The 12,266-nt window shown below is 73.7% G+C and carries 11 protein-coding genes; 8 read left to right on the top strand and 3 right to left on the bottom strand.

The features are described 5' to 3' along the window. Positions 1-319: 319 nt before the first annotated feature. The 5 genes from ACFYVL_RS26155 to ACFYVL_RS26175 all read left to right on the top strand — a co-directional run bounded on the left by ACFYVL_RS26155 (position 320) and on the right by ACFYVL_RS26175 (position 5,177). Positions 320-1,525, top strand: coding sequence for an NADP-dependent malic enzyme (locus tag ACFYVL_RS26155; RefSeq protein ID WP_389248847.1), 1,206 nt, complete (start codon positions 320-322; stop codon positions 1,523-1,525). 218 nt (positions 1,526-1,743) lie between these two features. Beyond that, on the top strand, positions 1,744-2,709 hold the full coding sequence (locus ACFYVL_RS26160; RefSeq protein WP_389248849.1) for a zinc-binding dehydrogenase: 966 nt from the start codon (positions 1,744-1,746) through the stop codon (positions 2,707-2,709). A gap of 88 nt (positions 2,710-2,797) precedes the next feature. Next, positions 2,798-4,285, top strand: a complete 1,488-nt coding sequence (locus ACFYVL_RS26165; RefSeq protein WP_389248851.1) for a cellulase family glycosylhydrolase — start codon at positions 2,798-2,800, stop codon at positions 4,283-4,285. A gap of 113 nt (positions 4,286-4,398) precedes the next feature. Beyond that, positions 4,399-4,608 (top strand): helix-turn-helix domain-containing protein, encoded by a 210-nt coding sequence (locus ACFYVL_RS26170; RefSeq protein ID WP_389248853.1) that lies wholly within the window; start codon positions 4,399-4,401, stop codon positions 4,606-4,608. Further along, positions 4,608-5,177, top strand: coding sequence for a Clp protease N-terminal domain-containing protein (locus tag ACFYVL_RS26175; RefSeq protein WP_389249214.1), 570 nt, complete (start codon positions 4,608-4,610; stop codon positions 5,175-5,177). Before ACFYVL_RS26170 ends, ACFYVL_RS26175 begins: the two co-directional genes overlap by 1 nt. Positions 5,178-5,437: 260 nt before the next feature. Here the strand turns inward: ACFYVL_RS26175 and ACFYVL_RS26180 are convergent, their stop codons facing one another. Further along, positions 5,438-6,517: a helix-turn-helix transcriptional regulator gene (locus ACFYVL_RS26180; RefSeq protein ID WP_389248855.1), complete on the bottom strand. Its 1,080-nt coding sequence runs from the start codon at positions 6,515-6,517 to the stop codon at positions 5,438-5,440. Between the two features lies 1 nt (position 6,518). Next, positions 6,519-7,568, bottom strand: a complete 1,050-nt coding sequence (locus ACFYVL_RS26185; protein ID WP_389248857.1) for a DUF4097 domain-containing protein — start codon at positions 7,566-7,568, stop codon at positions 6,519-6,521. A 180-nt stretch (positions 7,569-7,748) separates the two neighbouring features. Here ACFYVL_RS26185 and ACFYVL_RS26190 point away from each other — a divergent pair, with 180 nt between their 5' ends. Continuing rightward, positions 7,749-8,600, top strand: a complete 852-nt coding sequence (locus tag ACFYVL_RS26190; protein ID WP_389248859.1) for a hypothetical protein — start codon at positions 7,749-7,751, stop codon at positions 8,598-8,600. A 16-nt stretch (positions 8,601-8,616) separates the two neighbouring features. Here the strand turns inward: ACFYVL_RS26190 and ACFYVL_RS26195 are convergent, their stop codons facing one another. After that, positions 8,617-8,802, bottom strand: coding sequence for a DUF6104 family protein (locus ACFYVL_RS26195; RefSeq protein WP_389248861.1), 186 nt, complete (start codon positions 8,800-8,802; stop codon positions 8,617-8,619). 202 nt (positions 8,803-9,004) lie between these two features. Here ACFYVL_RS26195 and ACFYVL_RS26200 point away from each other — a divergent pair, with 202 nt between their 5' ends. Together ACFYVL_RS26200 and ACFYVL_RS26205 are read left to right on the top strand one after the other, a co-directional pair. Beyond that, entirely contained in the window at positions 9,005-10,969 is a 1,965-nt protein-coding gene (locus ACFYVL_RS26200) for a trypsin-like peptidase domain-containing protein (protein ID WP_389248863.1), read from the top strand. 295 nt (positions 10,970-11,264) lie between these two features. Further along, positions 11,265-12,266: an AAA family ATPase gene (locus ACFYVL_RS26205; RefSeq protein ID WP_389248865.1), complete on the top strand. Its 1,002-nt coding sequence runs from the start codon at positions 11,265-11,267 to the stop codon at positions 12,264-12,266.

Consider the following 12,266-nt stretch of genomic DNA (forward strand, 5'->3'; position numbering starts at 1 on the left):
GTACTAGGACAAGCCCAGGACTTGTGGGTAGTTTGTCCGACATCGCGCCATGAGTCATCCCACATCGCCCCGATGAGCTGCCCGTATTCGGTCACGGCACCGATACGGACTCGTCGCCGATGTGCTCGGTCCGGTAAGAAGGACCCTTACACCCCTCATCCGGGGCCCAGGGCGCGTGTGCGGCGCGCCCGCGCGTTCGTACCTCCCCCCGCCGGGACGGGCCAACCGTCCCGACGGGGCACGGACGCGGACCCGCCCACCCCTCCTCAACCAGGAGTGGCCACCCTCAACTGATGAAGAATTAAGGGGTAAAAAGAAAATGGCAGCGGAGATCGTCAATCCCGAGACCGGCACGGGCGCTGGGCTGGATGAGCCCTTCGACCCGGCCTTCGCGCTCCACCGGGGCGGCAAGATGGCCATCGAGGCCACCGTCCCCGTGCGCGACAAGGACGACCTGTCCCTCGCTTACACACCCGGTGTCGCCAAAGTGTGCACCGCCATCGCCGAGCAGCCCGAGCTGGTCAACGACTACACCTGGAAGTCGAACGTCGTCGCCGTCGTGACGGACGGCACGGCGGTCCTCGGCCTCGGCGACATCGGCCCGGAGGCCTCGCTCCCGGTCATGGAGGGGAAGGCCATCCTCTTCAAGCAGTTCGGCGGCGTGGACGCGGTGCCGATCGCGCTCGCCACCACCAGCACCGACGAGATCGTCGAGACCGTGGTCCGGCTCGCCCCCTCCTTCGGCGGGGTCAACCTGGAGGACATCTCGGCGCCGCGCTGCTTCGAGATCGAGCGCCGCCTCCAGGAAGCCCTGGACATCCCGGTCTTCCACGACGACCAGCACGGCACCGCCGTGGTCACCCTGGCCGCCCTGCGCAACGCCGCCCGCCTCACCAAGCGCGAGCTGGGCGACCTGCGCGCGGTCATCTCCGGCGCGGGCGCCGCGGGCGTCGCCATCGCCAAGTTCCTGCTGGAGGCGGGCCTCGGCGACGTGGCCGTCGCCGACCGCAAGGGCATCGTGAGCACCGACCGCGACGACCTGACCCCGGTCAAGCGCGAGCTGGCCGAGCTGACCAACAAGGCGGGCCTGTCGGGCTCCCTGGAGTCGGCCCTGGCCGGCGCCGACGTCTTCATCGGCGTCTCCGGCGGTACGGTCCCGGAGGCCGCCGTCGCCTCGATGGCGCCGAACGCGTTCGTGTTCGCCATGGCCAACCCGAACCCCGAGGTGCACCCGGACGTCGCCCACAAGTACGCGGCGGTCGTCGCCACGGGCCGCTCGGACTACCCGAACCAGATCAACAACGTCCTCGCCTTCCCCGGCATCTTCGCGGGCGCCCTCCAGGTGCGGGCCTCGCGCATCACCGAGGGTATGAAGATCGCCGCGGCGAACGCGCTGGCCGACGTCGTGGGCAACGAACTGGCCGCGGACTACGTGATCCCCTCGCCGTTCGACGAGCGCGTCGCCCCGGCGGTCACCGCCGCGGTCGCGACCGCCGCACGCGCGGAGGGCGTGGCGCGCAGGTAGCCGCCGCCGCACTTCGGTACGTGTACGGGCCGGGCCCGTGCCCCTGGTGTCACCGGGGCACGGGCCCGGCCCGTCGTGCGGCCCCGCTGCCGCCCGTGCGGGACGCCCCGCCCGTCCTCGTACGGCCCGGTCCCGGCGGCCGGGGCCCGGCCGACGCGGTGCGCGTCACACCCCGTCGCTGTTCCGCCGCGCCTCGCATCCGGCCTATCGTCGGCTCCATGTTCGCCGCATACGCAGCCCGTATCGACCGTGACCAGCCGCTCAGCGGTCTTGAGCTGGGGGAGCGCCCGGAGCCGGAGAACCGGCCCGGGTGGACCACCGTGACCGTCAAGGCCGCCAGCCTCAACCACCACGACCTGTGGTCGCTGCGAGGGGTGGGAATCGGCGAGGAGACGCTGCCGATGATCCTCGGCTGCGACGCGGCCGGCATCGACGCCGACGGCAACGAGGTGGTCCTGCACTCCGTGATCGGCGAGAGCGGGCACGGCGTGGGCCCCCGGGAGAAGCGCTCCATCCTCACCGAGAAGTACCAGGGCACCTTCGCCGAGCGGGTCACCGTCCCCGAGTGGAACGTGCTGCGCAAGCCCAGGGAGCTCAGCTTCGAGGAGGCGGCCTGCCTGCCCACCGCGTGGCTCACCGCGTACCGGATGCTGTTCACCAACGCGGGCGTGCGTCCCGGCGACGCGGTCCTCGTGCAGGGCGCGGGCGGCGGTGTCGCGACCGCCGCGATCGTGCTCGGCAGGGCCGCCGGGCTGCGGATGTACGCCACCAGCCGCGACGAGGCCAAGCGCAAGCGGGCCGTCGAACTCGGCGCGGTCGAGGCCTTCGAGCCGGGCGCCCGGCTGCCGCAGCGGGTGGACGCGGTGATCGAGACGGTGGGGGCGGCCACCTGGTCGCACTCCGTGAAGTCGCTGCGGCCCGGCGGGACGCTGGTCATCTCCGGGGCGACCAGCGGACCGAACCCGCCGGCCGCCGAACTGAACCGGATCTTCTTCCTGGAACTGAGGGTCGTCGGCTCGACGATGGGCTCGAAGGACGAGCTGGAGGACCTGCTGGCCTTCTGCGCCGCGACCGGGGTGCGGCCGGTGATCGACCAGGTGCTGCCGCTGGACCGTGCCCGCGAGGGCTTCGAGCGGATGGCCGGCGGCGACCTCTTCGGAAAGATTGTGCTCACCGGGTCTTGAGAGTCGGGTGGGGCGCTGTTTGGATCACGGGCACCTGACTGTCCGTCGGTTTCTCTCCGGCCGACGGCCCCGGCCCGAGGAGCGCCCCATGCGCCGCACGTCTGCAAGTGCCCGAATCGGACTCGCCGCGGTGCTGGGCGGGGTGCTGCTGACGACCGGCGTCGTCGCGGCACCGGCCGCGGGGGCGGTGCCCGCCGCGGGGCCGCCCGCCGTGTCCGCGCCGGGTCCGGCCCGTGCCGGGACCCCCGCCGCGTCCCCGGCCTCCGGCATCCCCCGGCTCACCGACGAGCACGGCCGTGCCCTCACCCTGCGCGGCTGGAACGTCGAGGACAAGGCCAACCGCGGTGACGCCGCGCTGAGCGCGATCACCGAGAAGCACTTCCGCGACATGAGCCGGCAGGGCTTCAACTTCGCCCGCCTGCTGGTGTTCTGGGACGACATCGAGCCCCGGCGCGGCCAGTACAGCAAGCCGTACCTGCGCAAGGTCGAGCGGATTCTCGGCTGGGCGCACAAGTACGGCGTACGGGTGCTGATCGACGGGCACCAGGACGTCTTCGGCCCCGCCTTCGGGCACCGCGGCGTGCCGGAGTGGGCGACCCGCACCGACGGCCTGCCCTTCACGCCCAACCCCGACGACTGGTTCTCCGAGTACTTCCAGCCCGCCGTGCAACGGGCGTTCACGCACCTGTACGAGGACGCCGATCTGCGACGCGCCCAGGCCGACCTCTGGAAGCTGCTCGCCGACCGCTTCGGCGACCACCCCGCGGTCCTCGGCTACGACTTCCTCAACGAGCCCATGGGCGAGCTGAAGGAGGGCGAGGACCTGCCGACGGCGGCCCGCCGGATCGAACGCGACCAGGTGACCCCGATGTACAACCGGCTCACGGCGGCGGTCCGTTCGCAGGACCGGCACACCTGGCTGTTCGTCGAGCCGACCCCGATCGTGGGGGAGGGCGTGCCGACCGGCCTCGGCGAGGTCAAGGACCCCCAGCGGAAGGTCGTGTACGCGCCGCACTTCTACAACACCGCGATGGAGGCGGGCGCGGACTACGACCCGGCGGCGGGCTGGATCGAGGCGTACGAGGCGGCGGTGACGGCGTACCCCAGGCAGTACAAGGTGCCGGTGGTGGTCGGCGAGTGGGGTCCGCTCAACAACGACGGCCCCAATATGGCCCGCTTCTACGAGGACGCGCTCGCCTCCTTCGCCCGCTACAGCTCGGGCTGGGCGGGCTATGTGTGGTGCTACGGCGGCGGGTACTGCGCGGTGGACGGCGCGGGGCGGCTGCGCGGGCACAAGGCGCGTACGTCGGAGCCGTACGCGGCGGCGGTCGCGGGCCGCACGGTGTCGAGCACGTACGACGCCGCCGCCGGCCGCTACACCCTCACCTACGAGGCGGGCCGGGGCGCGGCCGGCACCGTGAGCGAGGTGTCCCTCCCGCCGAGCGCGACGGGGTGGAGGGTGAGCGTGCGGGGGGCGGCGTGGAGCGGGACGCGGTGGGTGGGGCCGGGGAGGGCGGAGCGGGTCCGCGTCTGGGCCCTGCCGGGCACCACCCCCACCCTCACCGCCCACCGCTGACCCCTGTGCCCGCGTAAGGCGGGCGGGGCAGGGGTGGCCGCTGTGTCCGCGGAGGGCCGGTCGCGACGTCAATGAGGGTTGACGGGGCGGGTGTGTCAACGTACGTTGACGGTATGAGCGAAGCAACCGACCTCGCCGCCAGGGCAGGAGACCGCGACCCCCGCGTCGGCCTGCGCGCCGTTGCCGCCCTGCGGCGGCTGCTGGAGCAACTGGAAGCCGTACAGGTCCGCGGCGCGAGGAACCAGGGCTGGTCGTGGCAGGAGATCGCGGCCGAACTGGGCGTCAGCAAGCAGGCCGTGCACAAGAAGCATGGAGGGCGATGATGTTCGAACGGTTCACGACGGAAGCGCGGAGTGTGGTCGTCGAGTCGCAGGTCCACGCGGCTCGGCTCGGCTCCGACACCATCACCGAGGAGCACCTCCTGATCGCCCTGCTCGCGGGGGCCGGCGAACCGGGAGCCACCGGGCGCGCCGCCGGCGCCCTCGCGTCCCTCGGCCTGGCCGGGCGCCGGCCGGAGATCGAGGGCGCCCTCGCCGAGACGCGGCGGCGCGGCGGCGTCTCGCAGGCGGAGGCGGACGCCCTCGCCGGGATGGGCATCGACATCGACGCCATCGTCGCGAAGGTGGAGGAGGCGCACGGGGAGGGCGCGCTGAGCCAGGGCGGCCGGGTGAAGCGGCGCCTGACGAAGGGGCACCGGCCGTTCACGCCCGCCGCGAAGAAGGTCCTGGAGCGGTCGCTGCGGGTGGCCCTCGGGCACGGCGACAAGCACATAGGCGAGGAGCACCTGCTGCTGGCGCTGGTGACCGGACCGGGGGCGGTGTCCGAGGTCCTCGGCGACTTCGGGGCCGGCTACGGCGAGGTGGAACGGGCCGTCTACGGCACCGTGAAGTGACCCCGGGCACCCCGGGGTACCGCCCCGGGGGCATCCGGTCACTTCGGCGACGCGGAAGGCCGCCACGCGTTCCTCGTCGCCGGACGGCAGGGCTCCTGCGGGGCGGGCTGCGGGCCGGCGGTCGTCAGCCCGCAGCCCCGTAACACCCGAAAACCGGGCCGTCCCGGTGGCGTGAAGGTGCCACCCGGGCGGCCCGGCGAGCGCCGATCGGTGAGGGGCGAGGAGGGGCGGGCGGACGACCGCCCGCCCCTCCGTGCCGGTTACTGCTTCGGGCCGCTCAGCAGCCGGTGGATGCGCGCCGCCGTGGCGGCCAAGTGGGCTCGGGCCTCCGTCAGCTGGGCGTCCGTGACGCCGTGGTCGCGTGCCGTGTCGCGGACGCCGTCGCGGAAGCGGTCCAGCAGGCGGTCCAGTTCGCGGGCCGGGTCCGTGCCGGGGGGCGTGTCCTCGTGGGCCCAGTCCGGCAGTGACTCGGCCGGAACCGCGTCCTGCGGTCCGGTGGTCCGCTCCGCGCCCGACGGCTTCTTCAGGTCCGTGCGCTCCACCGTGATGTCGGGCGCCTCCGTGGGCGCCTCCGCCGGGCGGCCCCAGCGGCCGAAGTCCTTGCCGAAGTCCCGGCCCAGATCACGGCCGATCTCGCCGAGCACGTCCCGTACGGTCGAGGGCCAGTCGCCCTTCGACATGTGCGCGCGCACCTGCTCCTCGACCTTGCGGGCCGCCTGCTGCATGTGTTCGCGGGCCCGCTCGGAGGCCTCCTTCGCCTGGCGGCGGGCCTCCTGGGCGTCCTCGCGGGCCCGGCGGGACTCGTCCTTGGCGCGGCGCGCCTGGTCCTTCCACTCCTGGCGGGCCCTGCGCATCTCCTCCTTGGCCAGTCGCCAGGCCTCCTTGTCGCCCCACGGGCCGCCGCCCCAGTCGCCGCCGGAGGGACCGGACTCCCGGCCGGTCCCGGTGCCCGCGCCCGCCGACGCCGCCTGGGCGCGCATCTCGCGGCGCAGGTCGCCCGCGGCGCCCCGGACGTCGTCCCGGATCTCGGCGGCCAGTTCGGACACCGACTCGCGGATCTCCAGCTCCAGGTCGGCCAGTTCGCCGCCCCGGCCGGCCAGTTCCTCGCGGCCCGCCTCGGTGATCGAGTAGACCTTCCGGCCGCCCTCGGTGGCGTGCGTGACCAGGCCCTCGGCCTCCAGCTTGGCCAGCCGCGGGTACACGGTGCCGGCGGAGGGCGCGTACAGGCCCTGGAAACGCTCCTCCAGGAGCCGGATCACTTCGTAGCCGTGCCGCGGCGCCTCGTCGAGCAGCTTGAGCAGGTAGAGGCGGAGACGGCCGTGGGCGAAGACGGGAGCCATGTCAGAGGACCTTTCCGGAAGTGGGGCCGTCGGAGGGAGGGGTGTCCGAGGGCGGAGTGTCCGAGGGGGGAGTGGCGCCGGAGGAACCGGCCGGCGGGGTGTCCTGCGGCGCGGCGGCCGACGGGCCGTCCTGCGGCGGGGTGTCCTGCGGCGGCGCGGGCGGCGGCGTGTCCGTCGGGGCCTCCTCCTGCGGCGGGCGGCGCAGCAGCGCGATCGAACCGGAGACGGTGGTCGCGCGCAGTTTGCCCGCGCCGGTGCCCAGCGTGCCGGTGATCTTCTTCTGGGCCCAGCCCCACGCGCTGGGGCCGCCGTGGTCGGTGGTGAAGCCGCCGCTGGAGACCCGCAGGTCCTCGAACGCGTTGGAGACCGTGCCGCTGGTGGTGTTGGCCTCGACCTTCGCGTCCGCCGGGTGCGGCAGCCGGATCGCGATCTCGCCGGAGACCGTCGTCAGCGCGATGTCGGTCGGACCGCTCTTCGCGGTGTCCACGTCGATGACCATCGCCCCGCCGACCGACTCGGCCCGTACCGAGGGGCCCGCGCCGTCGACCACGGTGAGGTCGCCCGTCACCGACTTGAAGCGCATCTCGCCGGTGAGGGACTGGGCCTCGACGTTGCCGGAGACCGTCTCCGCGCTCACCGGGCCGGAGAGGCCGACCAGGGTGGCCTCGCCGGTGACGCTCCGCACCTCCGTGCGCTCGCGGATCCCGGAGACCACGGCGCTCGCGCCGACCACGCCGACGTCGACCTTCGCCCCGGCCGGGACGGCGAGCGTGACGGTCGCGGTGCGGTTCCAGCTGTGCCGGTCGAACAGCTTGAGGAAGCCCTTCCAGGGCACGTCCTCGTACGTGACGGTGAGCCGGCCGTTCTTGTGCGTGACGACCAGCGGAGGGCCGTCCAGCTCGGTCACTTCGAGGCGGGCGGACGGGACCCCGTCCAGAGGGCCGTCCGTGCCGACGACATTGACGGTGCCGTTGACGACACGCACGCTCAGTGCCGTCACTGGCTCGTCGAAAGTGAGTTTCCGCGGTTCGGTGACGGACCACTCGGACATGGTGATTCCTTCCCCAGCAGGTCTGCGGCGGGCCTTCGTGCGGGTCTGCCCCGTGTCTGCCCCGTGAACGCAACATATCGCGTCTTCTGTTCAACACGATATATCGCGGTTGGGTGAAGTCAACATAAGGAAAGGGGCGACAGTAGGTAATTGCTGATGAATTGGCCTAGCGTGGGCGGTATGTCACAGCCTGCTTCCCCGCCCGCGCGCACCACCGGGGCCACCGGCGCCCTGCTCCTCTGCCGCGCCCCGGTCGCCGACGTACGCCCCGCCGCCCATCTGCTGCGCGAGCGGATGCTGCTCGCCCCGGCGGGCGACGAGTGGAGCGTGCTGGTCCCGGAGGGCAAGCCGTGGCTGGCCGCGGGGAGCGAGTACGAACCCGTCGACCGCGTCCTCGCGGGCTGGGCTACCGCCCTCGCCGTCGGCAGCAACTGGCCGGTGCTCGCCCTGTGGTGGGACCCGGACCGGGCCGGCTACTCGCTGGCCGCCGGATTCCGGCGCGGCGTGGGGTACGAGTGGCTGGCCGACGGCACGCCGCTGGGCGAGGACGAGGCGATGCGGACCTTCGCGGTGCGGCTGGGGCTCGACCCCGTGCACGACATGGAGTCCCTGGAGGCGCTGGCCCGCCCGGACGAGGACGCGGACGCCCGCGCCCGGCTGCTGGGACTCATCGCCGTACTGCACCGGGCGGGAGTCGCCCTGCCGCCCGGCCTGGGCCCCGGCGAGAGCGCGGACCGGCTGCGGGAGGCGGCCAGGGTGGGCAAGGACGTGGAAACGGTGGAGTGGGCCGGCTGGCGCGACGCGCTGCGGGTCGAACTGGACCGCGTCGACCACAGCCCCCTGGGCACCTGGGTCCGCGGCCCCAAGGCCCGCACCATCGGCGCCGCCCACCTGGCCTGCGGCCTCCCCCTCCTGGTCTGGGGCCTGCGCAGGGGCGGCGCGGGCTGGTCCGCCGCCGGCGCCCTCCTGATCGCCCAGGGCGCGGCCGGCCTCACCTACGACCACCTCAGGGCCCGCGACGCCCGTCGTTGAACCGTGGAGCGGCGGCCTACTCCTCGTCCTCGTCCTCGTCGTCCAGCCGGGCCAGCCAGGTCGCCAGGCGTTCGACCGGGACCTCGAAGTCCGGGTTCAGGTCCACGAACGTACGCAGCTGCTCGGCGAGCCACTCGAAGGTGACCCCCTCCTCGCCGCGCCGCTTCTCCAGCTCTTCGATGCCACGGTCAGTGAAGTACATGGGGAAAGAATAAAGCGGACCGGGACGTCCCGTTCTGTCCGGGGCGGGGGCGCCGGCGGGCGTCGGGGTGCCGTTGATCCGCCTGCTTCCCGGGGCTGCCCTGCAACCGGACCGGCGGCTAATGTCGTGGAAGCTCAAAAGCAGTACGGGACAGGGCAGTTGGGGAGTTAACGGGGGGTCTTCATGGGCGGGGGGATTCGCGATGCCTGAGGCCGGTCACTGGCTGGGGGAGCTCGCGGCGGCGGCGACCGTGCACTTCACCGCGGACGCCCCCGGCACACCGCGCATGTGGGGCAGCGGGTTCTTCGTGGCGCCCGGCCTGATCGTGACCTGCGCACACGTGCTGCGGGTGCCGCTGCGGGTCAAGCGGGACACCGTCTTCCTGGTGCGGGGCGACGGGTTCCAGGGCGGTCTGCCCGCCCGCGCGCGGCTGGCCGCCTCGCTCTGGGACCTCGGCGACGAGGGGCCCATCCCGACGGGGCTCGACCTCGCCGTCGTACGGCTGGAGGACCCGGCCCCGGACCACGAGTGCGTCTGGCTCGCCGACTGGGCCGAGCAGCCCGCCGGGGACCGGCGCACCGTGCTCGGGTACGTCCCCCGGGGCGAGGACGGCGAGGGGGCGGGCGAGAAGTGGTCCGCCGCCACCCGGGTCGCGGTGCACGAGGGGACCTACGGGCGGCGCTTCGACGAGAGCGAGGTGCGGATCGTGCCGGGCCTCTCCGGCGGCCCCGTGCTCGACCCGGCGGCCGGCGCCGTCGTGGGCGTGACCAAGTCGCGGCGGCCCGACGACCTGTCCGGCGGACTGTCCATCGCCACCACCGCGCTGCGCCGCTTCGACCGGTTCGACGGGCTCTACCAGGAGATCGTCCGCGAGCACGACACCTGGCACGAGCGCCGCCGGTCGGGGGCGGGCGACGACTGGATCGCCCGGCAGAGCGCGCTGGCGGGCCCCGCCGCCGCGTACGACGGCAGCACCTGGACCCCCGAGGACCGGCGCACCGCGCTCGGCCTCCTCGCCGCACTGTCCGCCCCCGAAGCCCCGTACGTCGTCATCACCCTCGCCCGGATCGCACTGCCCCGGCGCCGGGTCGCCGACCCCGCGGTGGCACCGGTCTCCTGGCGGGACGGGCACGGCGAGCTGTACGACGGCTCCGCCCCGCAGCGCGCCGAGCACTTCCTGCGCTACCTCGACGACGTGCAGCGCCTCACCGCCTCCCAGGGCCGCGGCAGCCGGGAACTCGCCGAGTGGATCGAGCGGCGGCGCGGCGGTGGCGCCGAGCGGCGGCCCGAGCCGCTGCCCGAGGTCCTCGCGGCACCGCGCGAGGACGGCCAGGGGCCGCGCTGCTACCCGGGCCCCGACGACGACCGCCCGGTGGTCATCCTGGAACTGCTGAAGCTCCAGAACCAGGGCAACAGCTACGACTGGCGGCTCAGAATGGGCGACGCCGACGGCTACCCGGTGTACGAGGGACACGCCGTCCCCGCCGAGGAACTCCTCTTCCGGGTCAGCGAACCGCTCGCCGAACTCTTCAGCCGGGTCGACCTCACCGAATGGCCCGCACCCCTCGAAATCGCCCTGGACCTCGGTGAGTTCCACCGGCCCTGGCACCGCTGGCAGCCCCATCAACAAGCCAATCTGCACGAGCGGGAGCTGAAGGAGCTGATCGGGGTGCGCCGCCCCGTCGTCATGCGCCACCTCGACCGGCTCGGCACCCACGACGACAGCTGGTCCGCACGCTGGGAGGCCACCCGCACCGCCCCCGCACTGACCGCCCGCCGCACCCCGCCGCGCGGCGGCCTCCTCGCCAAGGGGCAGCTCGCCTCGTACGCCGCCGGAGAGATCCCGGTACTGTGCCGCGGTCCCCGGGAGGGGGACGGCGCCGCGGCCCTCAAGGCGGCGATCGACGCAGGCCACGGCATCGCGCTCTGGCACGTCGACGGCCACCCGGGACAGCGCTGCCGCGAGTCCTGCGACACGCTGCACGCCTTCACCGGCCGGGAGTTCGCCCGTGCCCGCCACGCCACCGAGATCCCCGACCGGCTGCGCAGGATCCGCGAGGACATCAGCAACAGCAACCAGCCGCACCCCGCCGAGGGCCTCGCCCTGCTCTACGACGACCCCCGCCGGCCGGCCCCGGAGGACCAGGGGGTGCTGGACTCGCCGTGAACGGTCCCGCCGCACGCCTCCCCGTACGGCCCGCCGCGCACCGCCCCGCGCGCCCCGGGCGACGCCCCGCGGCGCGCCCCCGCGCCGGGAGCACCGCCGCGCCCCGGGTCGCACACCGCCCCGCGCGCGCTCTCCCGGCCCTCCGCACCACTCCTGTGCACCGGCCCCGATGGCCGGAACAGGCCTGCCCGGACAGGGGAGTTGGGTACATTCTCAGGGGCCCGTTGCGGGCACCGACTGCCCCCGTCGGTCAGGCCTCGGCACGCCACGACCGACCGACGACGAGGAGCATCCCATGAACGCCCACGAGTGGCTGATCTACCAGGGCAAGGGAGACCCCGAACCGGGCCGCGTCGACCGCCTCCCCGCCCCGCCCCGCTGGCGCACCTTCGACGGCACGCCGCTCACCGGCGCGGCCGGCACCGCACCCCCGCTGGACGCCGCCTCCTCCCGCAGGCTCGGCGACCGCACCTCGCTGTCCGCCCAGGACCCCAGGTCCCTCCAGCTCATCAACGCCGCCCTCTACCTGCGCCGCCCGCTGCTCGTCACCGGCGACCCCGGCACCGGCAAGTCCACCCTCGCCCACGAGATCGCCTACGAACTCGGCCTGGGCCGGGTCCTCCAGTGGCCGGTGGTCAGCCGCACCGAGCTGAAGGACGGGCTCTACACCTACGACGCGATCGGCCGCCTCCAGGACGCCCAGCTGGCCGGCCAGGAGACCCAGACCCAGGACATCGGCCGGTACCTGCGGCTCGGCCCGCTCGGCACCGCCCTGCTGCCGACCCGCACACCCCGCGTCCTGCTCATCGACGAACTCGACAAGAGCGACATCGACCTGCCCAACGACCTCCTCAACGTCGTCGAGGAGGGCGAGTTCGGCCTCCCCGAACTGGAACGCATCGCCGACCGCCCCGGCCAGGACGTCGTCCAGGTGCTCAGCGACGACGGCCGCCGGGTCCCGGTCACCGGCGGCAAGGTGCGCTGCCACGCCTTCCCGGTGATCGTGATGACCAGCAACGGCGAGCGCGAGTTCCCCGCCCCGCTGCTGCGCCGCTGCATCCACCTGCACCTCGACCCGGCCCGCGGCGAACGCCTCGCCGCCATGGTCCAGGCCCACTTCGGCGAGCGCGCCGACGAGACCCACCGCGACCTCGTGCGCCTCTTCACCGAGAGCGGCGGCGGCGAACTGCGCCCCACCGACCAACTGCTCAACGCCATCTACCTCACCCGCAACGCCCAGCACCAGGGCCTCGGCAAACTCCTGCTGCGACCCGCGGAACAAGGGCAGCGTCCGTAG

The sequence above is a fragment of the Streptomyces sp. NPDC004111 genome (assembly GCF_042874215.1).
Classification (GTDB): Bacteria; Actinomycetota; Actinomycetes; order Streptomycetales; family Streptomycetaceae; genus Streptomyces.

What these genes read in the sequence shown, in the direction of transcription:
- ACFYVL_RS26155 (WP_389248847.1), top strand. Translation starts at nt 320, where the DNA reads ATGGCAGCGGAGATCGTCAATCCCGAGACCGGCACGGGCGCTGGGCTG.
- ACFYVL_RS26160 (WP_389248849.1), top strand. Translation starts at nt 1,744, where the DNA reads ATGTTCGCCGCATACGCAGCCCGTATCGACCGTGACCAGCCGCTCAGC.
- ACFYVL_RS26165 (WP_389248851.1), top strand. Translation starts at nt 2,798, where the DNA reads ATGCGCCGCACGTCTGCAAGTGCCCGAATCGGACTCGCCGCGGTGCTG.
- ACFYVL_RS26170 (WP_389248853.1), top strand. Translation starts at nt 4,399, where the DNA reads ATGAGCGAAGCAACCGACCTCGCCGCCAGGGCAGGAGACCGCGACCCC.
- ACFYVL_RS26175 (WP_389249214.1), top strand. Translation starts at nt 4,608, where the DNA reads ATGTTCGAACGGTTCACGACGGAAGCGCGGAGTGTGGTCGTCGAGTCG.
- ACFYVL_RS26180 (WP_389248855.1), bottom strand. Translation starts at nt 6,517, where the DNA reads ATGGCTCCCGTCTTCGCCCACGGCCGTCTCCGCCTCTACCTGCTCAAG.
- ACFYVL_RS26185 (WP_389248857.1), bottom strand. Translation starts at nt 7,568, where the DNA reads ATGTCCGAGTGGTCCGTCACCGAACCGCGGAAACTCACTTTCGACGAG.
- ACFYVL_RS26190 (WP_389248859.1), top strand. Translation starts at nt 7,749, where the DNA reads ATGTCACAGCCTGCTTCCCCGCCCGCGCGCACCACCGGGGCCACCGGC.
- ACFYVL_RS26195 (WP_389248861.1), bottom strand. Translation starts at nt 8,802, where the DNA reads ATGTACTTCACTGACCGTGGCATCGAAGAGCTGGAGAAGCGGCGCGGC.
- ACFYVL_RS26200 (WP_389248863.1), top strand. Translation starts at nt 9,005, where the DNA reads ATGCCTGAGGCCGGTCACTGGCTGGGGGAGCTCGCGGCGGCGGCGACC.
- ACFYVL_RS26205 (WP_389248865.1), top strand. Translation starts at nt 11,265, where the DNA reads ATGAACGCCCACGAGTGGCTGATCTACCAGGGCAAGGGAGACCCCGAA.